We start from the raw sequence: 23,339 nt of genomic DNA on the forward strand, positions 1-23,339 counted from the left end.
GTCGGGCTAATGCATGATGAGTTCGAGCCGTTCAAAGCAGTTATTTGACAGTAGTAGATGGGGCAACAGGCGTTAAGCTGGCAACAAAAGTAGAATCGGCAGGTTGAACTTCGACGACTCCTCGAAACATATTCATGCCACAGGTGAAAGTATAAGTCCCTGGTTTGTCCGGCGTGAACTCGATGGGTGTGACTTGGTTGAGGGGGAGATTCTGGGCGATATGAAAGTCAGGAAATCGGATTTCTTCGAGGCAACTGCTGGGATCTGTACGGTGGAAGTTGAGTCGGACTCTTTGACCTGCTTTTACCACAACTCTACTGGGTTCGTACCCACCATCAACAGCAATCTCGACTGCCTGAATCCCTTGACTCGTCTTGGCTTTGTGTGACTTGGGCTGGCTGAGCAGAAACCACCACAACTCTAGTCCAATTAATCCCAAACCACCAACTGTCACTGCACCTTTTAACCATAGCGGTTGTTCGATCCGGCGAAACTGACTTCTTTGTTCTGTTTCGGAGCGTTGCATCCCTTCATAAGACATTTGTGCCACTGCTTGTCCCGAAGCAATGCCTAATGCCAATCCTATACTCGCAATACCACCTACGATCGCAGTTTTGCTTACCATTGAAAACCTCCTATACAACTGCTCCTGGCTTCTAAAAGAAAACTAAATTCTGCACGTTCTTCAGCATCATTAATTTAGCGCGCAGTTTTCGGATGGAAGTTACGCAGACGCAGTGCATTTGTCACTACTGAAACAGAACTAAATGCCATTGCCGCACCTGCAATAATCGGACTGAGCAACCAACCAAAGAAAGGAAAGAGAATACCTGCGGCGATTGGAATGCCAGCCACGTTGTAGATGAAAGCAAAAAACAGATTTTGTCTGATATTGCGAATCGTGGCGCGCGAGAGTTGAATTGCGGTGACGATGCCTTGTAAATCACCAGAAATCAATGTAATATCGCTAGCGGCGATCGCCACATCCGTTCCCGTACCGATAGCAATTCCCACATCCGCCTGCGCCAAGGCTGGTGCATCGTTAATTCCATCGCCAACCATTGCGACAATTTTGGGAGTCAGGAGTCGGGAAATTTTGAATTTTGAATTTTGAATTTTGAATTTTGAATTGTCCCCCTGCTGCTCTAATTGCAGAGACTTAACAACCTCAGCCTTGCGATCGGGACGAACTTCTGCCATGACTCGGTTAATCCCGACTTCCCGCGCAATAACTTCCGCCGTGCGGCGGTTGTCACCAGTCAGCATTATTATCTCTAATCCCATCTGTTGCATAGTGCGTACAGCAGCAGCAGAAGATGGTTTGACGGCATCCGCAATTCCCATAATGGCTTGGACTGTGCCGTCTACAGCAATCCAAATGACTGTTTTACCGAGATACTCCAGTCGATCCCACTGTGGCTGTAATTGGCTAGTGTTAATTCCCAATTCTTGCATCCAGCGCTGCGTGCCAATTTGTACGCGGCGATCGCCTACGTATCCTTGCACGCCACTACCTGCAACCGCTGCAAATTCTCGTGCGTCGGTCAATTCTACTCCTTGAGAAGAGGCGTATTGCACCACCGCTTCAGCCAAAGGATGTTCTGAATTGCGTTCGACAGCAGCAGCTAGGCGCAAGAGTTTTAGCTCGTTGCCATGTGCCGTTCCGTTAACCGTGACAAAATCGGTGACAGTTGGCTTGCCTCGCGTAATCGTACCCGTTTTGTCAAGCACGATCGCTTGCAGTTTGTGCGCCAATTCTAGACTTTCTGCACCTTTAATCAGAATGCCATTTTCCGCACCTTTACCCGTTCCTACCATAATTGAGGTTGGTGTGGCTAAACCCAAAGCGCAGGGACAGGCGATAATCAACACTCCAACGGTGGTAATCAATGCCATCGTCAGGTTACCCATGATGTTAAACCAGATGACAAAGGTAGCGATCGCGATCGCAATCACCGCAGGTACAAACCATCCCGTCACTTGGTCTGCTAAACGTTGAATCGGTGCTTTAGAACCCTGAGCTTGCTGTACGAGCTTGACAATTTGCGCCAAAAATGTATCTTTACCAACTCGTGTTGCCCGAAATTTAAAGCTGCCAGTTTTATTGATCGTAGCGCCGATTGCTTCATCTCCAGGCTGCTTTTTCACAGGCAAGCTTTCACCCGTCACCATTGACTCATCAATCGTGGAGGAGCCATCAATAATTTCTCCATCCACAGGAATCTTTTCCCCGGGACGAACCAGGATGACATCCCCCAAAACAACTTGAGCAATCGGAATATCCACCTCGCGATCGTTGCGAATGACGCGCGCTGTTTTTGCCTGTAAGCCGATTAGTTTGCGAATTGCTTCTGAGGTTTGTCCCTTAGCGCGATTCTCTAGCAGTTTTCCCAACAAGATTAAGGTAATGATGACAGCGGCGGCTTCGTAGTAAACGTCTGGGTTCAAATCCTGAGCGATAAACCACCCAGGAAAGAAGGTGGGAAACAGGGAATATAAGTAAGCCGCACCCGTACCGATCGCCACTAGAGTATCCATCGTGGCTGTATGGCGCTTGAAAGCTTTCCAGGCATTGACATAAAAGGATGCACCGCACCAGAACTGCACCGGAGCCGTGAGGATCAGTTGCAGCCAGGGATTGTGCAGCCACATGGGGATGAAGGGGATAGATAACCCCGTCATAGCAGGCAACGACCCAATGACCAGCACTGCACTAATAATCCCGCTAGTCCAAACCTTACGAGTTAAGTCTCGATTTTCTACCTGCCGCGTCCGACGTTCGGCATCGTCATCTGCTGCCAACACATCTTCTTGCATCGGCTGAGCGGCATATCCGGCTGCGTCAACCGCATTTTGCAGCGTCGCCACATCTGTTTTGTCAGGATCGTAAGTGACTGTAGCTTGTTCTGCACCAAAATTAACGCTGGCATGACTCACCCCAGGAACAGAGCGAATCGCGGCTTCAATGTTGTTAGCACAAGAGGCACAACTCATGCCTTTTAGTTTCAGCGTGATGTTATCCATATGGCGATTACTTTTTATTGGTAACCAATTGCTGCTTAAGCCGTAGGATAGCCTACAGCAGCGATCGCATTTTCAATTTCTGCTGCCGATCGTTGCGTCTCAATACTGACCATTTTTGTTTTCGGATCGGCTTCTACTTTTGCCGTTGCATCAACCTTCTTCACTGCTTGAGTTACAGCATCGACACAAGCAGCGCAAGCGAGTTTGGGAACTTTGAGCTGGATTGACATTTGCTCAACTCCATAACGTGACTAAATCTATTGTGAATTCTCTAGTTAACTAGAGAGTCAAGGGGGAGAAAAAATTTCGGCGTTGCATACTATGAGGTATGAATTGAGGTAAGTATCAACTCATATCAGTGTCTTTGTTTGCTGCGGCACTCCTGCCTTTCATCAGCTTTATTTTTGCCGATGGCGAATCAATAAATAGAGAAAATAAGGAGCGCCAACAACCGCAGTCACTACTCCACAAGGCAGTTCGAGCGGTGCAAATAGAGTTCGCCCTAGTAAATCTGCCAAAATAACGATCGCTCCTCCTAACAATGCCGCAGTTGGAATTAACCCTTGATGATTTGCCCCTATCAACTGTCTGCCTAAATGAGTTGCGATCGGACCAACAAAACCAATCGTGCCAGCTGTAGCGACTCCTGCACCTGCCAAGGCTACACCGACTAGCACTAGCATTCCACGCTGCCATTCTACGCGACTGCCTAGATCTTTGGCGATATCATCTCCCAAGTTCAATGCATTCAAATGTCTAGAATTTGTCAACGCTAGCGGTACGAAAATAATTAACCAAGGCAAGAAGGAAAATACTTGTTCCCAAGTTCGTCCGTAGACGCTGCCAGCTAACCAAACCAAAGCATTACTCACATCAGAAATTTGCCCAAACGTAATCAGTAAGCTGGTGAAAGCACCAGCGATCGCCGATAAACCAACGCCGATTAAAATTAACAGAATCGGCGAACTACCGTTGTTCCAAGCCAGCGAGTAAATTAAAACAGCCATTAGTAAAGCACCAGCAAAAGCTGATAAGGGCAAGGTGTAAATGGGTGCTGCCGGAAATAGGACAATAACCGTCACGGCTGCAAAACTCGCCCCTGCATTGATGCCAATAATGCTAGGGTCAGCCAAAGGATTGCGGGTCAAACTTTGAAAGAGCGTGCCGGAAATGGCAAATGCTACACCTACCATGAAAGCAACCAGCGTGCGGGGTAGACGTAGGACGTTAATTACGAAATTATGGTCTGGGTTTCCCGTATCCAAACCCAACAGAGTTTTAACGATATCTAACGGCGCGATCGGATATTCACCCCGTCCTACATTTATCACCATCCTCACCAATGCGATCGCCCCTAGACACAATAACATTGGTGGAACGCGGCGATCGAGTCGAAAGGAGAGCGACTGCGAGCGGATGACTAGCCAATCTAACTTCATTTCTTCACCTTTGACTTAGCCAAGTAGACAAAAAAAGGAGCGCCAACAAGTGCTGTCATCACCCCTACGGGTAATTCTTGCGGCTTGAGCAAGACACGCGCTGCTAGATCTGCCACTAAGAGTAAAGTTGCCCCCACAACGGCACAATAAGGTGAAATCCAACGATAATCGGTGGGAATGTAAAATCTGACGATGTGGGGAACGACTAAGCCAATAAAGCCAATTGGTCCGGCTAGCGAGACTGAGCTTCCTGCCAGTAAAACCACGCCGATCGCCGTAACAATTTTGACCCAAGCTGTCTGTTGACCTAAGCCTTTTGCCACATCTTCACCCAGGCTCATCGTCGTAATTTGTCTACCCAAAGCAAAAGCAACAATTAATCCCACCCCGATAAAAGGTAGTACTTGCAACAGAATGTCAGTATCGCGTCCTGCCAGTGAACCAGCTAACCAAAATCTAATTTCTTCTAGGGTTTGTTGGCTGACAATCAGGATTGCCGTAGTCAGAGAAGAAATCAAAGCCGTCAGCGCCGCACCTGCTACAGTGAGATTCAGAGGGATTGCCCCTCCTCGTCCCAGAGAACCAAGAAAGTAAACCAAAATTGCCGTGGCTGCTGCACCTAGCATGGCAGCAAGAGTTAAAACGCTCAGGCTAGAACTGCCAAACAGAAAAATTGTCGCCACGACAGCTAGTGCTGCGCCTGACTCAATCCCCAAAATCCCTGGGTCAGCCAAAGGGTTGCGCGTCAAGCCTTGCATTAACGCTCCCGATACTGCAAGCGACGAACCAACGAGCAACGCCATTAGCGATCGTGGTAATCTGACGGTTTGGACGATCGGATGATTGTAGGAGCCATCAAAGGCAGTAAAAGATGCCAAAATCTCAGCTAGAGATATTTCTGCTGCGCCTAAACTGATGCTATATAAAAAGCAAATGAGCAGGATTGCTAACTCGACAATTAGACCAGCCAAGGGCGATAGTTTTGGCTTGTTCGATCCTTTAGGTGAGCTGGCGATCGCTTTTGTTATTGTCAATTTTAGTCATCGTGAATGCGTAGTTCTAGCTTTATCGATCCAGAATTTGAACGCTAATTGCAAACTATTGACAATAATTCTACAGATAAATGACCCAAAGAGCGTCAAATACTTCCAGACTGCACGCGCCAAAGACTAGCATAAATGCCATTAGGTGCTAGTAAGTCTTCGCGATCGCCCTGCTCGACGACTTGACAATTCCTGAGCGGTTTGATTTGCTGGTGATTCCTCGGAGGAGCGATCGCTCCTCTTTGTAGATAAATAGTGTGCGATCGGGTGTAGATTTAGGGTGTGTTGACAAGATATTTATAGAGATCGTCAATCACAGCATCAGCAGCAAGCAGGTTTGATCCAAGCCAGGTTAACACGTCTACAGTGTATACTTGCCCTTTTCGGACAGCTTTGAGCGTTTTCCAAAGTGGCTTGTTTTGCAGTTGTTCCAACTTTTTACTGTCACGCTCTCTCAGAGTTAAGATGAAGAGAATGTCGCCATCTACTTCTTGTAGCCTTTCCTCTGAAATACCATAAATGCGATCGCCACGAGGTAAGATAACATCTTGTGCTTTTGGTTGGTGCAATCCAATGTCATTCAGAATTGAACCAGGAAATGAACTTTTAACCCAACTTATAATTCCGTAGCTGCTACCAAAAGAAACAATAGATATTTCCTTGTTTTTATATCGATCGCTTAAAGCTATTTTCAGTTCCTTGATTTTTTGAAAATAGTTTCTCCAAGCTTTTTGATATTCTTCTTCTTTCCCTAATGCTCGAGATAGAAATTGAAAGTGTTCTTTCCAAGATGATGTACCTTTCCAAGTGACAAGAGCTGTCGGACTAATTTGAGAAAGCAGAGGATAAATTTTGCGGATAGGTTCCCAACCTAAGATTAGATCGGGTTGCAATAAAGCTATTTTCTCTAGACTAGGCTGATATTGGTTGCCTAAATTGCTATGTTTTTTGTGTAAGGTTCTAAGTAGCTAGGAAAACCATTTAAATCAGTCAAGGCTAAAGCACCAGCAATGGGATAAAGACCCAAGACAAGAAGATTACCCAAGGTAAATTGAGAGACTGTAATAATGCGATTAGGATTTTTAGGAATACAGGTTTTTCCCACTACATGCTGTATCAATCGACAGTCTTTCAGGGGTTGCAACAAACTTGTAGCATGGTTATTTATGCCCACACTACAAGCTGTAGCAAATATAAACGTTGAGAATCCTAAAAGTAATAAATAAGTAAACTTATGCCAGGACAATTTTATTAATCTCAACTTGTTAAAACTCCCATGAAATAGTTCCTTGTACTGTGAAAGGCGCGCCATAGGAAATACGTAATCTACCGAAAGAATTTTCAAAGTAATCCACGTTAAATAGATTTCTAAAATTCAGTGCCGCACGAAGTCTGTCTTGTTTGTAATAAATAGCAGCGTCAGTCGTTAAGTAGCCTGGTAATTCATAGGTATTGTCAAGAAATCCTGAACGATCTCCAACATAAAATAGTCCCAAACCAAATCCTAAACCTTGTAATTTGCCGTTTTGAATATCATAAGTTGTCCATAGACTAGCAGCATTCTTCGCTACACCATTCAAACTGCTACCAATGGGAAGAATATTATCTTTTGTAACGCGAAGATCCGTGTAAGCATAGCTAGCAAAAACATTCCATCCAGGCAGGATTTCGCCTGCAATGTTAAATTCAATTCCTTGGCTACGCTGTTCACCTGTTTGGATAGAAAAGCCCAGTGGTATTCCAGGTCTATTATCAGTCGTCAAGAGATTGCTACGAGTCAAGTCATAGAAAGCTAAAGTAGCAGAAAGCCGATCGGTTAAATCTGCCTTGACTCCAATTTCATACTGTTTTCCCTGTTCTGGCTCAAATGTGCTGGCATCAAAAGCTGTACCAATCACTGGATTAAATGATTCATTGTAACTAGCATAGAGCGAAATGGGTGGAATTGGCTGGTATACAATCCCTACACGAGGACTAAATGAATCACCTGATTGACTTGTTTCAAGATTAGTAATACGGTTTTGATTGTCTTGTTTAAAAGTATCAAATCGAACTCCCAAAAGCAATTTTAAGTTTTCTGCTATGGTCACTTGATCTTGTATGTAGATACCAAGTTGATCTGTGAGGGTATTGGTATCAGTTATAGACGTAATTGCTCCTGGTGGTTGACCATAAACAGGATTAAATACATCAATTGGCGCACCAACTCTACTAATTGACTGAAAGTTTCTGTCTAGTCTTCTTAGATCGACTCCAAATAGTAGTTGATGTTCGATCGATCCCGTTGAAAACTTTCCAATAATGTCAGTTAGGAGGTTGTACTCAGAATATAGATCGTCTGAAGGTTCAAAAAATCCTCTGGTTACAGTCCGATTGTCAGATAAAAGTCCAGTAGGAACTCCATCACCCTTATATTGAATACTAACATCTCCATATCGAAAAGTATTTCGTAGCGACCAGTTATGACTAAACTTATGCTCTAATGCGTATCCAATCCTAAAAGCCGAATCTCTACTTTCATATGTTTTGTTGAGATTGCGGTTACGGGGTATTTTGCCGTTTGGATTGGGGAGTACAGTGCCGATCAAGGGTAAACCGAGGAAAAAGCCATCAGTTTCTGAATTTACATAGTCTGCTTCGAGTGTTAACTTCGTGTTCTCTCCAATTTCAAAACTGACAACTGGAGCAATCACAAAAACCTTGCGTTCAGAGAAGTCATGAAAAAAGTTCTGAGTTTTATAAGCTGTATTCAGTCGATACGCAACTTTCTTGTCAGTATCTAGCAATCCAGATATATCTACTGCACCGCGATAAAAATCATAACTCCCAATATTTGCTTCAACCGAATAGTAGGGATCGCTGAGTGGTTGTTTAGTTATCAAATTAATTGACCCACCTGGAGGTGCGTTACCAAACAGCACGGATGCGGGGCCTTGAAAGACTTCGATTCTCTCAATTCCGGCGAGTTCAGCCCCAATAGTAGCACCAACGTCTTTGATTCCGTTTCTCAGGGTATTGCCAAAGAAATCATTGATAAAAAAGCCTCGATTGGTTAGCCGAATTGAGGTAAAGCTAGAAGGGTTGTTTTGTCGAATGCTGGCAACGTTTCTCAACGCAGAATATACGTCGGCTCCTTGGTCGCGGATCACTTCTTGCGGGATAACCTGAATCGATTGGGGAATATCGCGCAAAGGCGTATCGGTTCTTGTCCCCACGTTGGTATCGGGGACGAGATAGCCATCTTGCTCCCCTGTTACTACAATTTCCTGCTCGTCAGTTTGCGCCGTTGGTTTTTCTGGTTGGGTTTCACCCAGTGGTGGCGGAGTCTGAGCAGCAGATGTACCTGGCGTGAAGCTAAAAATCAACCCCTGATTTGGAGCGTCAGATAATTGCACTTGTGGCAAAGCTGTTTCCCCCGTCACCGCGACTCGTATACTATTAGCGGTAGCTTGAGTCACAGCCACGCGAGTAATGCCGCTGGCAGGGTTATCTTGACGAAATTCTCCTTGGGGAAGTGCTAATACAGCATTGGGAATATTCGCAATATACGTTCTGCCCAAAACCAGAGTTACAGGCTGAAGTGCATTGCCTTGAGTGGTTTGCAGAATTATCTCTACACCTTTATCGGTGGGATTCGTTACAACTCCCGTAATTGATACAACGCCCCCCTTCTCCTCTTGGTTAGGCGAGATGGCAGGTGGATTAGTTGGTGTTGGCGATTCCAACATTTGAGCGCTTGTCGTTGGAAGTCTAATTTCGTTTGGTTGTAAAATATTTTTGTCAACTTCTTGAATCTGCGCTCCTACTTCATCACCTTTTGCCGGAGTGCCGAGCAAAAGAGCGTAAGCGAAGCATCCCGTTAGGGTTATCGCACTTGTTAGCAGCAGACTTTGACACAATTTATCTACCTTCATCGCTCCACCTACATTCCCTCACACCGTTGGATAGTATTAGGAAAACTTCCTAACTAAACTAGAAGTGTATGTATAATAGGCGATCGGTATTTCCAATTTGAACGCTAGAAGGATTTTTTTGAACGCTAGAGGGATTTTTGGCAATGCTGAAAGTATTGTTTGGGATTCAAGCCAAATTTTTTGCGGAAAGCTGAGGCAAAGTAACTGCGGCTATCAAAACCTATTTTCAATGCTACTTCTTCAACATTCATGTCTCCTAATGCTACAAGTTGCCTTGCTTGTTCGAGTCGATAGTCGTGCAAATATTTAAATGCTGATGTCCCAAAAACTTGCCGAAACCCACGCTTCAATTTAAACTCGTTCAGCCCTACTTGCCGTGCTAAATCTATTAAGCTGGGTGGACTTTCTAAGTTTTTTAGTAAAATTTCTTTGGCTTGATAAATTCTATCACTATCGCTCAAATTCTTGGTAGGAAAGTGGCGATCGCCTATTTCCCGCTCCCGAAATTGTTGGAAATGAAATGTAATCAATTCCATCGCCTGACTTTCCAGATACATTCGCTTCATTAAGCCTTGATAGGGACATTGTAAGATGTTACACAACACCATCCACATTTGTTGTGTAATTTCCCATTGTTGGTAGTAAGGTTGTACGCGATCGCTAATCTTAGCTTGGCGCAGGTAAATCGGTATCTGTTCTAAATCTTCTACGCCAAAACTTTGAAAAAATTGCTGCGGTTCGATTTCCAAGTAAATTCGGGAAAATTTCTCTCCCGCTTTCCACCACTCAGTTTCTTTAAAATCGCAGTTACACTCTGAATAGTATTTCCCTACTGATTCATCAGTTTCATCAGTTAAGCTGTGACGCTCAATCCTCACTTTTCCTGAGAGAAAAAAGCTCAAACCGAATCGAGAATCATCCCATCTATCTCTAGTCCATACAATATCTTCAGTCAGCTCTACTTCATGTATTGAAAGAGTTAACCCACTGCGTAACTCTACCTGCCAATCGTAGGTATTACAGACATTTGGAATTTTTCCCCGGTCGCTCGTTTCAAAATCCTTCGATCGATCGAAAGTCTTTTGCCATAATTCATTCCAGCTGGTATCTGTAAGAATTTTTGTCATGATTTAATGAGAATAATTTCATCATCAAACAGTCGAGGTTGCGGAGATCGGCTTGACGTTGGACACTCCAGCTAGCTGTGTTCCTTTGGTTAAATGAGAAATAATCTTAATTGTAACACAATATTCACTGTAAGACAAGTGACCAACAAGGGAGTAGGGAGCAGAGAGCAATACGGTTCAGATAAGACGATCCCCCCAACCCCCCGCTGTCAATTGGGGGGCTATGATTCCCTCCTTTTGAAGGAGGGCAAGTCCAGATCTTCGAGGATCGATCGCATTTAACTGAACCGTATTGGAGCAGAGAGCAGGGAGTAGTAAAGCGTTAAGACACTATGCCTGAATGCCCAGCTATAATCTGCCAAGTCCCATCCTGAGACTGCGACCAAACTCTAGTAAAACGAAAAATGCCATTTGTAGGTGTGCCATTATAACTACCTGATAATTGCACTCTAACTGAGACGATCGCCACATCACCTGCTAACAAAATATGCTGCTCGGAAGCTGACAGCGAGTTGAGTTTGAGAGCGCCAGATTTGTGACCCGCCAGATCTTCCTCTTTTCCTACCAAATGCCCCAGGTGATTTGTAAAAAGTAATCTAGGCGACAGCAGTGCATCTAATGCTTTCACATCGGAATGAAGCATCGCTAGCCTGAGCCTTTCCTCTGCCTCAACGATTTGCTGCTCAATTTGATGACTCATCATTTTGTCAAGACGAATTAGCTATCTAGTTGCTACCAGTTCGGGATGAATTGGCAGAGTCGAGCGCTCGATAACCCGATCGATCAAGCCATACTCCACCGCTTCCCGTGCCGACATAAAGAAATCTCGATCGGTGTCTTGCTCGATTTGCTCCGGGGATTTCCCTGTATAGTTAGCCATGCTCTGGTTAATCTGGCGTTTCAAGTAGAGGATTTCCTTGGCTTGAATCTCGATATCTACTGCTTGCCCCTGCGCCCCTCCCAATGGCTGATGAATCATAATCCGCGAACTGGGCAAACTGCTGCGCTTGCCTTTAGCACCCGCACCGAGCAGAAATGCGCCCATGCTGGCTGCCATACCATAACAAATCGTACAAACATCTGAACGAATATGGTTCATCGTGTCATAAATTCCCAGACCTGCCACTACAGAGCCACCAGGGGAATTGATATATAGGTAAATATCTTTTTGGGGATCTTCTGCTTCCAAAAATAGCATTTGCGCCACAATTCGGTTAGCTGTATCTGAATCGATCGCTTCTGCTAGGAAAATAATCCGTTCTCGCAGCAAGCGAGAGTAAATGTCGAAGGCTCTTTCCCCCCGACTCGATTGTTCAATTACGGTAGGAATCATAGTGTGGAGTTCTCTAATGAAGTAAACGACTAGGTCATGGGAGATTTCATTGACTTCCAATTACCCATGACCGATTACCGACACAATTTCAAGCAACTAACGCTAATACATCTTCAATTTCCAGCAGACGCTTGAGGTAGGACAGGCTAGCAGTCCATCTGCGGCTCACGCTCATGTAGCTTTGAATGTCAAGGCGATCGTGAATCAGCGTTAACTTCACAGTGCTTCCATACTGCTCCAGCTCGAAGCGAACGCGATTTGGTACAGATCCGACAATGTTGGACGATCCGAAAGTATAGGAGAGCAAGCATGGCGGCTGAGATTCCAAGACTTCGCCAATGTCCTCAGACTCACCATCTTTGTCAATCTGCTGCACGGATGAACCCATCTGCCAGTCAGACTGAAGTTGCCCGCCTTCCCAATACTGCTGGGTGAATGCTTCACTAGTTATGGCTTCCCACAGTTGTTCGAGCGTGGTAGCAATATAGGTCACATAAACGAAGGTAGGTTTATCCATGTTTACTCTCCTTGGTGTTTCCTTCGAGATTTCGCTTTAATTGACTCAAAGCCTCTAGTTGATGGCGTTCGTATTTACTCAGCCAGCGATCGTAAATCTCCTGAATCGGTACTGAATTGAGGTAATGCAATTTTTCTCGCCCGTGCCAGACGATGACAATGAGATTTGCTGCCTCTAACAGCGTGAGATGTTTGGTCACGGCTTGCCGTGTCATGTCAAGGTGTTCGCACAGTTCGCCTAATGTTTGCCCATTATGAGCGTACAACTGGTCGAGCAACTTTCTCCGACTCGGATCGGCAAGAGCTTTAAACACTGCATCCATATTCACATTTTATGCAACTATTTGGTTGCATGTCAAGTTGTTGTCACAACGAGTCGCCGCCGCTGCCGTCGTATTTTTCCCTCTACTTCTAACTGCTGGAGAACTCTAGTCACTGTCACTCGGCTCGTACCTAGCGTCTGAGCCAACTGCTGATGGGTGAGTGGTAGCTCAAGCGTCTGCCCGTTATCAACATTACGACCGAATTTTTGACTCAACCACACGAGTAACTGCCACAATTTTTGCGATATGGGATTGATATGAATGATGCTCAGTAGTTCTTCTGTTTGCTGCTGGTGGTGAACGATCGCATCTGTTAATTGCGCCCACTGATTGCGGTTCCAGCGACTAACTTCTACATTTGTCAGACAGTGGATTTCATAGGGCTGCACTCGTGATAGTGCATGTCCAACAACATCTCCCGCTCCCCAGTAGCCCAAGCAAACCAACTCACCCTCTTGACTCCAAGTAATGCTGCGGGCAATCCCAGATTCAATTTGCCATAAAACTTCTTGATTTTCTGGTAAGCGATCGCGGCGCTGAAACTGTATTCTAGTTGAGATTGCTGGAGATATCGTTACATCATCTCGGTTGCGATAAATAGGCTGGACATAGCTCATCACTTTACACCAATAAACTACTAATGCAAGTTACTAGGAATAGCATTCATTTATTCTCAAACAAGGCAAGCAACTTAATTTGCTGATTACAGGCTAAATTCACCACAAAAGCTACTGCAAATTCAGTATGGCAAACCACGTTTGTTATTAAAAAAAACCTTTCTTAATAGAAAAGAATTTCAACTCCAGAACTTTTCTGAACTTTACTAGATTGACAAATGATGGCACTAACACTGAATTGACAAGATTTTAATTTGACCGGAGTATAGATGTGGTAGCACCAAAAATCATACTTAACTCTCTCTGCTAACCTCAGTTAGCTGGAAAAGGAGATAAGGCAGCATGATGCAACAGTCTCAGTTATTTAAGTTGTGGCTCAATAATAAGTTTTTTCTACAACCTGTGTTCTTTCGAGCAAAATTGCGATAAAAAGCTGTCAGCGGACATTTTTTTTAGTATTAGCGAATTAAGGAGAGGTAGGGCGATCGCGATCGAGTTGAGTATTACTAAAAAAACATACTATCAGAATTTACCATGTCCGCGATCGGAAAATTATTCGTATTGTCAGCAATCTCAAATATGACTTGGAGGATAAATGCAACAAAACTTTTCTAGTAATTCAGAAGAAAAAATTACTTTACCACCGATCCATACACTTGATAAAACCGAACTGACTTTCAGTCATGCTTTTTTTCAAACCGCTCAAACTTTATATAGTTATCTACAAGATATTCAACTTTTAAGTGCCTCAATTTTTAACATATCTACCGAGCCTTACACTATAGCTATAGTCAGTTTATTTTCTAAAATGATTCAAAGCTATTACTCTTACGTTCTACTGGAAATACACCGCGAACGTGTCGGCAGTCAAGTTTTAATCGAACATTTGTATTCAGCCGCGATCGCGCTCGTATATTTATTAGAAAACTCGGAACGTGAGATTTTTGAAAAATATGTTTCTGAGTCTATTGACCAAGCTAATATTTTAGTAGAAAGAATAGAAACACAATTACAATCGGTTTCTCATAATTTAGAGTTAGCACTGCTGTGTGAATGGTTGAAGACTTTTATGTCTAAATCCGAACTACTAGCAACCAACTGCCAGCTTCCCAACTTAACAGCAGATTTGTGGCACTTAGAAACATTTGATATGACTAATCAACGTGCAGCATCAATGGGATTAGATTTTCTCAGCAATCCAGCGCGGCAAATGGTACACAAGATTACACCAGGTAGCTGGCTAGACGTTCGGATCAATTACTTCAATGCTATTCGTAATCGGCAATCAGAGCTAAAGAACATTGATTTTCAACAGTTACGTGATGCTAGCCATTTATGCTTACACGCAACTAAAGTATTTTTAGAGGAAGTTGATTGTTGCGCTGACAACAAAGCTGAAGTTCAACGAAAACAGCAAAGTTTAAGTAGATTCTTTGAATGGTTTTATCAGGCTCACCAAGTATACAGTTGCCATAAGGATATTTCTCTAGAGCTAAATTAATATCGATCGCAGGCGTTAAATGTTTTAGAAATGCTGTTTTGTTGCGATCGCTGACTCTTCTATTCTCCTCATAATTGCATCTACAAGGGTGTTGGCTCTTATCTACCCAAATTGTTTGGTCACAATTTACTGCTAATACGTAATGTAGTCCTCGCGCTTCAATAAATTGCCGTAGCCGATGGTCAGTGCCATACAGTGCATCAGCGCCCACCCACCTTGCTCCAACGCCTGCATCTATCGCTTGCCCCAGCATAATTCAGGAAAAATTAGATTTTACTGAGAAAAACATAATAAATTTCTAGCCAAAATCTCAGCTCTACTAACTGATGCTTTTAAAGATTTATCATTCATCAGTTCGTCAATCGAGCAACAATGAACTTAAGCTGCTTAGAGCAATTTCGTATGATGAAATCGCTCAAGCATGACTTAACAATCCGTATTTAGTCATGAGTTCGCTCGGTCTTTCCACGAACGATATCGATTATTACTTATGCCACTCACTTGAGAACTAATTGCTATCTATTCAAGGAGGAACTGTATGAGACTTGAAGGTAAAGTTGCCCTGGTAACAGGTAGTAGTCAAGGAATCGGACAGAGAATTGTCGTGCGTCTTGCTCAAGAAGGGGCAGATGTTGTCATTAACTACCGCTCGCATCCAGAAGGAGCGGCAGAAACCTTAGCAAAAGTACAAGCTGCTGGTGGTAGATGCTACATGGCTCAATGCCCCAGTTCCCAGGGATATACGATTCAAGCAGACTTAGGTAGCGTACATGAGATACGTCAATTGATTGGCGAAAGTATCGAGCATTTTGGCAAGGTAGATATTTTAGTCAATAATGCTGGAATTGAAAAACACGCTCCATTTTGGGAAATTACGGAAGCTGACTATGATAGTGTGATGAATGTGAATTTGAAAGGAGTCTTTTTTGCCACTCAAACTTTTGTACAACACCTAATTGAAACTAAAAGATCTGGAAAAGTTATCAATATCAGCTCGGTGCATGAGGAACTGCCATTTCCTAACTTCACGGCGTATTGTGCTAGTAAAGGTGGCATGAAAATGCTGACTCGCAACTTAGCAGTCGAACTAGGTTCTTTGGGCATCACAATTAATAACGTAGCACCTGGCGCAATAGAAACTCCAATCAATACCCAGCTCTTGCACAACCCCCAAAAGTTGGGTGCATTGTTGAAAAATATTCCCCTCGGTCGTTTGGGACAACCGCAAGATGTTGCTTCTTTGGTTGCCTTTTTAGCATCCCCCGATGCTGACTACGTTACGGGTAGCACTTTCTTTGTCGATGGTGGCTTGCTTTGGAATTATCAAGAGCAGTAAGGAGAATCGATTCATGTCAGACTCACCTCTATTTATTCCCGTCATTCTTGGTACTCCCCGCCAAGGTCGTCAAAGCGAATACGTTGCTAAATTTATCGTCGAGCAACTTTCGGTAAGGGATGGTGTAGAGACTGAGTTAATTGATGTTCGAGCGATCGCAATCGCCACGAACGATGCTGGTGAATCGCTCAAAGACCCGCAGTTTTCAGCCTCGATGGAGCGAGCAGATGGATTAATTATTGTCGCACCAGAATACAACCACGGCTATCCAGGCTTGCTCAAACACGTACTCGATACTTGTCTGAAAGAATACATTCACAAAGCCGTCGGGCTATGCGGCGTTTCTGCTGGACCATTTGGCGGTACGCGAGTCATCCAGAATCTGCTGCCCGTGATGCGCGAGTTGGGACTGGTGACAATTTTCTACGACCTCAACTTTAGCAACGTCCAAACGCTATTTGATGAGTCTGGAAATTTAATGGACAAACCGACTTATATCCGCCGCCTAGAGCGGTTTATGCAAGAGCTAATTTGGATGTCAACCGTGCTGAGGTACGGACGCACGCAGGTGAGCTTGGATAAGCAGCAGGAAGAGGTTGCCACGATTCATCATGCAAATAAGCCCTGCCCTGAAATGGCTGCACGTATGGGTACTGATGCTATGGATAGCGTTCTCCAAATTAGCCAATCTTGTGAGACGAACGCAGTAGAAGCCAGTTTACTTGCTTAATTATTTTTTGACAAAAGAGAGAGTAGCGAGCAGATTCGCTCTCGGTTGTACAAAAAAACTCTAGTTGTGGGTCGCAAGCCCACTAATAAAAAAAATAATTATGTTGAGATGCCTCGCACGAAACAGTTGGGAGTCCATGTTTCAATCCCATGTTTTTAAACATGGGTTTCCCTGCTCCCTGCTCCCTTTGAATTTTGACTTTTGACTAGCTAGATATGAATGCTCTCTACCGTCACTATCCCGAATATTTAATGGAAGCTGCGGGACTTGGCATTTTTATGATTTCTGCCAGCGTGGTGACAGCCTTGCTAGAGTATCCAGCGTCGCCGCTGCGACAAGCAATTGTCGACCCGTTATTACGCCGTTGCATTATTGGGATAGCAATGGGTTTAACCGCGATCGCGATCGTCTATTCCCCTTGGGGTAAGCAGTCTGGAGCGCACATCAATCCAGTCGTTACATTTACATTCTGGCGCTTGGGCAAGATTAAACGATGGGATGCATTCTTCTACATCGTGGCGCAATTTGTCGGCGGATTGTTGGGGCTGTGGTTAGTTGCAGTGGTATGGAGAGATGCGATCGCCGATCCAGCAGTCAATTATGTTGTAACTGTTCCTGGGGAAGCTGGTGTAGGTGTTGCCTTCTGCGCCGAGCTAATAATTTCCTTTGGCATAATGCTGACGATTCTATTTGTATCGAATATCCCAAAACTAGCTCGATTTACTGGGCTATTTGCAGGCTTATTAGTTGCAACTTACATCACGGTAGAAGCACCATTATCAGGTATGAGCATGAATCCCGCCCGTACCCTTGCTTCGGCAATTGGGGCGCAGACTTGGACGGCAATTTGGATTTATTTCACTGCCCCACTGTTAGGGATGCTGCTAGCAGCCGAACTTTACGTGCGCCTCAAAGGGCGTAAAGCAGTCCGCTGCGCCAAACTCCACCACCACAATCACAAACGCTGCATCTTTCGCTGTGGCTATCGGGAACAGTAACCAGTGACCAGTGACCAGTGACCAGTGACTACTAGGAGAGAATTGATGCTTGCAAGTCTTAGACAAATTCAAAATCCCGTCCTCAGAACTGTTACGGGAGCAAGCGCGGCATTTGCGATCGCAACTATTGTTTCTGGTGCAGTCGTTGGTTTAGTAAATATTAGAGACAAAGCTAGATTGAGCGTGTATGCTTCATTACTGGGAACTAGTGGCGGCGTTTTGGTTGGTTTAGTTGCTGGTAGAAGAGTAAGCACACAAGTACCGATCGCTCAACCCACAACTGCTAGCACAACTTGGCAAGACTGGCGCAATTTTGTTGTCTTTCGCAAGGTAAAAGAGAGCGAGGAAATCACCTCGTTCTATCTCAAACCAGAGGATAACGGTGAAATTCCTAGCTTTCAACCAGGGCAGTTTTTAACCATCAAACTAGACATTCCTGGGCAAGCCAAACCAATTATTCGTACCTATTCGCTCTCAGATTATCCCGAACCTTGCGAATACTATCGCCTTTCAATTAAGCGGGAACCAGCTCCCCAAGGGTTAGATGTCCCACCAGGAATCGCGTCTAATTTTCTGCACGATCGCATCCATGAGGGATCGATCGTTCCAGCCAAACCACCCAAAGGTAAATTTGTTCTCGATCTCAACAAGTCTTTACCAGCCGTACTCATTAGCAATGGTGTGGGAATTACTCCCATGCTCAGTATGGTAAAAGCTTGTAGTCGTCTCAATCCCAACCGACCAATTTGGTTTTTGCACGGAGCGCGAGATGGTCGATTTCATGCATTTCGAGATGAAGTATTGGCGATCGCGCCGCAGAATCTTAACCTACACGTACACTTTTGCTACAGCCGTCCGCGAGTAGAAGATGAAGGACATTATCACGGTATCGGTTATGTAGATGCAGCTCTGGTTAAAAGCTTAGTAAGGCAAGAGGCTGAGTATTTTCTCTGTGGTTCTCCAGCTTTTCTGGAGTCTCTGATGGCAGGACTTCAGGAATCGGGAGTAGCTAGTAGTTCCATCTTGTTTGAATCTTTTGGTAAACCGATGAAAGCCACGTCCGAGAAACAACTTCCTACCGCAAGTGGGGATGAGGAAGTTGCAGCAGCAGAAATTGTTTTTGCTAAATCGGGCAAAACCTTAACTTGGCACGAGGGCGAAGGAACGATTCTAGAGTTTGCCGAAGCTAACGATCTCGATCCTGCCTATAGTTGTCGTGCGGGTATCTGCGGTACTTGTCAGTGCAAAATCCAAGCAGGCGAAGTGACTTATCAGGAAGCACCAACCGCAGAAATTGATGAGGGTACGGTACTGATCTGCATTTCCAAACCTAAAACGGCAAGAGTTGTCCTCGATCTTTGATAAGTAGCACTACAGTTATGACTAAGCAACTAACTCAAATCGCCAGAATATTGTTCGCAGTTGGTGTATTTGTCGCGATTGCTACTACTCACACTCAAGTATATCCACAGCCAAGCGATCGGCTAGCTTCGACTGTAACCCAGCCAGCTCGGTCAGATGTGACTACTGTAGAATCGGTAGGCATGACAGTTGCAGACATGGATCGGGCGATCGCCTTTTATTCTCAAGTGCTTTCCTTCCAGAAAGTCTCTGATGTAGAAGTTTTGGGAACCCAATACGAACAATTACAAGGATTGTTTGGCGTGCGAATGCGCGTAGTACGGTTGCAGCTAGGTAGCGAATTTATCGAGCTAACTGAGTATCTCACCCCCAAGGGCAAACCATTTCCAGTTGATTCGCGCAGTCACGATCGCTGGTTTCAACATATTGCGATCGCTGTTAGCGATATGGATAAAGCTTACCAACATTTACGCAAGTTTAAAGTACAATACGCCTCCACTGCCCCGCAACGCATCCCCGACTGGAACAAAGCAGCAGCAGGAATTCGTGCCTTCTATTTTCGCGATCCAGATGGTCATTACCTAGAAGCTATTTATTTTCCCTTAGGTAAAGGCGATCCAAAATGGCAACAGCCGACAAACCAACTATTTTTAGGCATTGACCACACCGCGATCGTTGTTTCTAACACCGCAGCTAGCCTGAAATTCTATCGCGATCTCCTAGGTATGAGGCTAGCGGGAGAAAGTGAAAATTACGGTACGGAACAAGAGTATCTCAACAACGTATTTGGGGCAAGGTTGCATATTAGTAATTTGCGATCGCGCCTTGCTTCCCCTGGAATTGAGTTTCTCGAATACCTCACCCCCAGAGATGGGCGACCTTTCCCAACTGATGCTCGTCCTAACGATTTATTGCATTGGCAAACTACACTAGTCGTGAAAGATGCAGCAGCAACAGCTCAAAAGTTACAACGACATCGAGCTACGTTTATTTCTCCTAGTGTCGTAGTCATTCCTGGGCAGATGTTAGGCTTTAAAAAAGGGTTTTTAGTGCGAGATCCCGATGGTCACGTCATACGTTTGGTGGAAAAATAACAGCGTGAATTCAGAATTTTTGCTTAGCCTGTATTCAGGGCAATCGCATTTCTAAAATTCTTCAACCAAAATATTAAATATTATTTTGGTAACTACTAGTAGTTAATTAAGCGCAGCTTTTATTTTTCACTTTTCACTTTTCACTTTTCACTTTTCTAAGGAAGACTAATTATGCTCAACCCAACCCAAGAAGAAATTAGGTTAAAAGCAGCCCTGACGCACGAAGCGCACTGGCGCAAATGGGGTCCATACTTGAGCGATCGCCAATGGGGTACAGTCCGCGAAGACTATAGCTCTTATGGTACTGCCTGGGACTACTTTACCCACGACCAAGCGCGATCGCGTACCTACCGCTGGGGAGAAGATGGCATCGCTGGAATTTCCGACAATCATCAAAGATTATGTTTTGCGATCGCGCTTTGGAATGGTGAAGATCCGATTCTCAAAGAAAGGCTTTTTGGTCTGACAGGTAATGAAGGAAATCATGGAGAAGATGTCAAAGAATATTACTTTTACCTTGACAATACCCCGACTCATTCTTACATGAAATCACTGTACAAATACCCGCATCAAGCATTTCCTTACACTCAATTAGTGGAAGAAAATAAACGAAGAAATCGTAGAGAGCCAGAACTTGAACTAATAGATACAGGTATCTTCGATGAAAATCGTTACTTTGATGTCTTTATCGAATATGCCAAGCATTCTGCTGAAGATATTCTGATTCAAATTCAGGTAATTAACAGAGGAGCAGAAGCGAAAACGCTACATATCTTACCAACACTATGGTTTCGTAACACTTGGTCTTGGACTAAAGACGAGAACAAGCCGATTCTACAAAAAATTGAATCTGGTAACGGTTTAAGCGCGATCGCGGCTTTTCATCCCACTTTGGGAAAAAGATATTTGTATTGTCAGGGGGAAACGGAGCTTTTATTTACAGAAAATGAAACGAATACCGAACGATTATTTAATTTTCCTAATGCTTCTGCTTACGTAAAAGATGGCATTAATGACTACATCGTGCAGGGTCGAAAGGAGGCAGTAAACCCAAATCAATTTGGCACTAAAGCTGCGGCTCATTATCTATTAACTATCAGTGCAGGCGAAACTCAAATTATTAAATTGCGACTAAGCGATATATCTCTTTGCTCCCCTTCTCAAGGGGGGTTGGGGGGATCTCCATTTGCGGCATTCGATGCAATCTTTTCCACCCGCAAGCGGGAAGCCGATGAATTTTATCAGCGCATAACTCCCTTTCCACTGGGCGAGGATATGCGTAACGTGCAACGCCAAGCATTTGCCGGAATGCTTTGGAGCAAGCAATACTACCACTATATTCTTGAGGATTGGCTCAAGGGCGATCCGGCTGCACCTCCACCACCGCCCGATCGCAAAAAAGCCAGAAATCATGAATGGTTTCACCTTTACAGCGACGATATTCTTTCTATGCCTGATAAGTGGGAATACCCTTGGTTTGCCGCTTGGGATCTCGCCTTTCACGCTATTCCTTTAGCAACGATCGACCCAGATTTTGCCAAGTATCAATTAGACGTGATGACGCGGGAATGGTATATGCATCCGAACGGGCAAATTCCTGCTTATGAATGGGCATTTGGAGATGTTAACCCACCCGTCCATGCTTGGGCAATTTGGCGCGTCTACAAAATCGAACAAAAGATTTACGGACGCAGCGATCGCGCTTTTTTAGAGCGAGTGTTTCAGAAATTGATGCTCAATTTTACTTGGTGGGTAAATCGTAAAGATGTCGAGGGTAAAAATGTCTTTCAAGGAGGATTTCTGGGATTAGATAATATTGGCGTGTTCGATCGCAGTGCCGTTCTCCCAACGGGCGGACATATCGATCAAGCCGATGGCACGAGTTGGATGGGGATGTATTGTTTGAATATGCTGGCGATCGCCTTAGAACTAGCACAAACCAATTCTGTATACGAAGACATCGCCACCAAATTTTTCGAGCATTTTCTCTATATCGCTGATGCCATGAACCACATTGGCGAAATGAAAACATCGCTTTGGGATGAGGAGGATGGATTTTATTACGATGTCTTGCATTTACCTAACGAGCAACAGATTGCTTTGAAAGTGCGATCGCTGGTGGGGCTGATTCCGCTGTTTGCGGTAGAAACCATCGAGCCAGAAACGCTACAAAAACTTCCAGGCTTTAAAAAGCGAGTGGAGTGGTTTATTCAAAATCGCCCCGATCTGACTCAAAATATTGCTTGCATGAAATCTGAGGGAGTAGGAGAGCGAAGATTGCTAGCAATTGTCTACCGCGATCGGCTACGGCGAATTCTGCAAAAGATGCTGGATGAAACTGAGTTTTTGGGAGATTATGGCATTCGGGCAATCTCTCGCTACCATGCCGAACATCCCTATATTTTTCATGTCAATGGCACTCAATTTCGAGTTGATTACGAACCGGCAGAGTCTAGTAGCGGCTTGTTTGGTGGTAATTCTAATTGGCGCGGTCCCGTTTGGTTTCCCGTGAATTTTCTCCTGATTGAATCCCTACAAAAGTTTCATTATTATCTGGGAGACGATTTCCAGGTTGAATGCCCCACGGGTTCCGGTCAAATGATGACTTTGTGGGAAGTTGCTGCTGAATTATCCCAAAGGTTAATTCAGATTTTTCTGAAAAACACATCTGGTTATCGACCCGTTTATGGTGGAACCCAAAAGTTCCAAACCGATCCCTATTGGCAAGATTTGATTCTATTTTACGAATACTTCCACGGCGATAACGGCGCGGGAATTGGTGCTAGTCATCAAACTGGATGGACGGGTTTAGTCGCAAAGCTAATCGGGCAGTTTGGCGAGTATGAAGGACGGGATAAAGCGCCCCAGTTATCCGCTTACGAGCAAATTGAAGTTTAAACTAGTAGCAGATATTCTACATACTGCGATCGCCCCTACTCGAACGGAAATCGGATAACTTCTGTGTAGATATGAGTTGCGATA

At 44.5% G+C, this 23,339-nt stretch carries 22 protein-coding genes and 1 pseudogene; 7 read left to right on the top strand and 16 right to left on the bottom strand.

Annotated elements, in window-relative coordinates; all coding sequences use genetic code 11:
* Positions 1-40: 40 nt before the first annotated feature.
* The 15 genes from H6G17_RS24690 to H6G17_RS24755 form a co-directional block, all read right to left on the bottom strand.
* Positions 41-625, bottom strand: coding sequence for a cupredoxin domain-containing protein (locus H6G17_RS24690; protein ID WP_192161232.1), 585 nt, complete (start codon positions 623-625; stop codon positions 41-43).
* A gap of 74 nt (positions 626-699) precedes the next feature.
* Positions 700-3,024 (bottom strand): heavy metal translocating P-type ATPase, encoded by a 2,325-nt coding sequence (locus tag H6G17_RS24695; RefSeq protein ID WP_192161233.1) that lies wholly within the window; start codon positions 3,022-3,024, stop codon positions 700-702.
* Positions 3,025-3,059: 35 nt separating this feature from the next.
* On the bottom strand, positions 3,060-3,254 hold the full coding sequence (locus tag H6G17_RS24700) for a heavy-metal-associated domain-containing protein (protein WP_192161234.1): 195 nt from the start codon (positions 3,252-3,254) through the stop codon (positions 3,060-3,062).
* A gap of 168 nt (positions 3,255-3,422) precedes the next feature.
* Complete coding sequence (locus tag H6G17_RS24705; RefSeq protein ID WP_192161235.1) at positions 3,423-4,463, bottom strand: iron ABC transporter permease; 1,041 nt, start codon at positions 4,461-4,463, stop codon at positions 3,423-3,425.
* Positions 4,460-5,491, bottom strand: coding sequence for an iron chelate uptake ABC transporter family permease subunit (locus tag H6G17_RS24710; protein WP_192161268.1), 1,032 nt, complete (start codon positions 5,489-5,491; stop codon positions 4,460-4,462). Before H6G17_RS24710 ends, H6G17_RS24705 begins: the two co-directional genes overlap by 4 nt.
* Positions 5,492-5,654: 163 nt before the next feature.
* Entirely contained in the window at positions 5,655-5,798 is a 144-nt protein-coding gene (locus tag H6G17_RS24715) for a hypothetical protein (RefSeq protein ID WP_192161236.1), read from the bottom strand.
* On the bottom strand, positions 5,782-6,399 hold the full coding sequence (locus tag H6G17_RS32845; RefSeq protein ID WP_199316982.1) for an iron-siderophore ABC transporter substrate-binding protein: 618 nt from the start codon (positions 6,397-6,399) through the stop codon (positions 5,782-5,784). Before H6G17_RS32845 ends, H6G17_RS24715 begins: the two co-directional genes overlap by 17 nt.
* Before the next feature lie 38 nt (positions 6,400-6,437).
* Entirely contained in the window at positions 6,438-6,752 is a 315-nt protein-coding gene (locus H6G17_RS32850; RefSeq protein ID WP_199316976.1) for an ABC transporter substrate-binding protein, read from the bottom strand.
* 19 nt (positions 6,753-6,771) lie between these two features.
* Positions 6,772-9,420, bottom strand: coding sequence for a TonB-dependent siderophore receptor (locus tag H6G17_RS24725; protein ID WP_192161237.1), 2,649 nt, complete (start codon positions 9,418-9,420; stop codon positions 6,772-6,774).
* Between the two features lie 125 nt (positions 9,421-9,545).
* Positions 9,546-10,547: an AraC family transcriptional regulator gene (locus H6G17_RS24730; RefSeq protein WP_192161238.1), complete on the bottom strand. Its 1,002-nt coding sequence runs from the start codon at positions 10,545-10,547 to the stop codon at positions 9,546-9,548.
* A gap of 322 nt (positions 10,548-10,869) precedes the next feature.
* A complete protein-coding gene (locus H6G17_RS24735; RefSeq protein ID WP_192161269.1) occupies positions 10,870-11,247 on the bottom strand; it encodes a nuclear transport factor 2 family protein in 378 nt (125 codons plus the stop codon).
* Between the two features lie 21 nt (positions 11,248-11,268).
* The gene (gene clpP / locus H6G17_RS24740; protein WP_192161239.1) at positions 11,269-11,880 is read right to left on the bottom strand and encodes an ATP-dependent Clp endopeptidase proteolytic subunit ClpP; all 612 of its coding nucleotides are present in this window, start codon (positions 11,878-11,880) and stop codon (positions 11,269-11,271) included.
* Positions 11,881-11,968: 88 nt separating this feature from the next.
* Positions 11,969-12,397: an SRPBCC domain-containing protein gene (locus H6G17_RS24745; RefSeq protein WP_192161240.1), complete on the bottom strand. Its 429-nt coding sequence runs from the start codon at positions 12,395-12,397 to the stop codon at positions 11,969-11,971.
* A complete protein-coding gene (locus tag H6G17_RS24750; protein ID WP_192161241.1) occupies positions 12,390-12,719 on the bottom strand; it encodes a helix-turn-helix domain-containing protein in 330 nt (109 codons plus the stop codon). Before H6G17_RS24750 ends, H6G17_RS24745 begins: the two co-directional genes overlap by 8 nt.
* Before the next feature lie 32 nt (positions 12,720-12,751).
* Positions 12,752-13,336: a Crp/Fnr family transcriptional regulator gene (locus H6G17_RS24755; RefSeq protein ID WP_192161242.1), complete on the bottom strand. Its 585-nt coding sequence runs from the start codon at positions 13,334-13,336 to the stop codon at positions 12,752-12,754.
* Positions 13,337-13,931: 595 nt separating this feature from the next.
* On the opposite strand from H6G17_RS24755, the gene H6G17_RS33580 reads away from it, so the two are divergent.
* Positions 13,932-14,837, top strand: coding sequence for a hypothetical protein (locus H6G17_RS33580; RefSeq protein ID WP_242038582.1), 906 nt, complete (start codon positions 13,932-13,934; stop codon positions 14,835-14,837).
* 106 nt (positions 14,838-14,943) lie between these two features.
* Here H6G17_RS33580 and H6G17_RS34800 read toward each other — a convergent pair.
* Positions 14,944-15,090 (bottom strand): annotated as a pseudogene (locus H6G17_RS34800) (transposase); the annotation flags it as partial.
* 285 nt (positions 15,091-15,375) lie between these two features.
* On the opposite strand from H6G17_RS34800, the gene H6G17_RS24765 reads away from it, so the two are divergent.
* From H6G17_RS24765 to H6G17_RS24790, 6 genes are all read left to right on the top strand, one after another.
* The gene (locus H6G17_RS24765) at positions 15,376-16,173 is read left to right on the top strand and encodes a glucose 1-dehydrogenase (RefSeq protein ID WP_192161244.1); all 798 of its coding nucleotides are present in this window, start codon (positions 15,376-15,378) and stop codon (positions 16,171-16,173) included.
* 13 nt (positions 16,174-16,186) lie between these two features.
* Positions 16,187-16,903: an NAD(P)H-dependent oxidoreductase gene (locus tag H6G17_RS24770; RefSeq protein ID WP_106547451.1), complete on the top strand. Its 717-nt coding sequence runs from the start codon at positions 16,187-16,189 to the stop codon at positions 16,901-16,903.
* Between the two features lie 215 nt (positions 16,904-17,118).
* The gene (locus tag H6G17_RS24775; RefSeq protein WP_192161245.1) at positions 17,119-17,901 is read left to right on the top strand and encodes an aquaporin; all 783 of its coding nucleotides are present in this window, start codon (positions 17,119-17,121) and stop codon (positions 17,899-17,901) included.
* Between the two features lie 45 nt (positions 17,902-17,946).
* Entirely contained in the window at positions 17,947-19,263 is a 1,317-nt protein-coding gene (locus H6G17_RS24780) for a 2Fe-2S iron-sulfur cluster-binding protein (protein WP_192161246.1), read from the top strand.
* 17 nt (positions 19,264-19,280) lie between these two features.
* Positions 19,281-20,357 (top strand): VOC family protein, encoded by a 1,077-nt coding sequence (locus tag H6G17_RS24785; RefSeq protein WP_192161247.1) that lies wholly within the window; start codon positions 19,281-19,283, stop codon positions 20,355-20,357.
* Positions 20,358-20,528: 171 nt separating this feature from the next.
* Positions 20,529-23,255, top strand: a complete 2,727-nt coding sequence (locus H6G17_RS24790) for a glucosidase (protein ID WP_192161248.1) — start codon at positions 20,529-20,531, stop codon at positions 23,253-23,255.
* Positions 23,256-23,339: the final 84 nt, after the last annotated feature.

This window comes from Chroococcidiopsis sp. [FACHB-1243] (genome assembly GCF_014696895.1).
Taxonomy (GTDB): Bacteria; Cyanobacteriota; Cyanobacteriia; order Cyanobacteriales; family Chroococcidiopsidaceae; genus Chroococcidiopsis.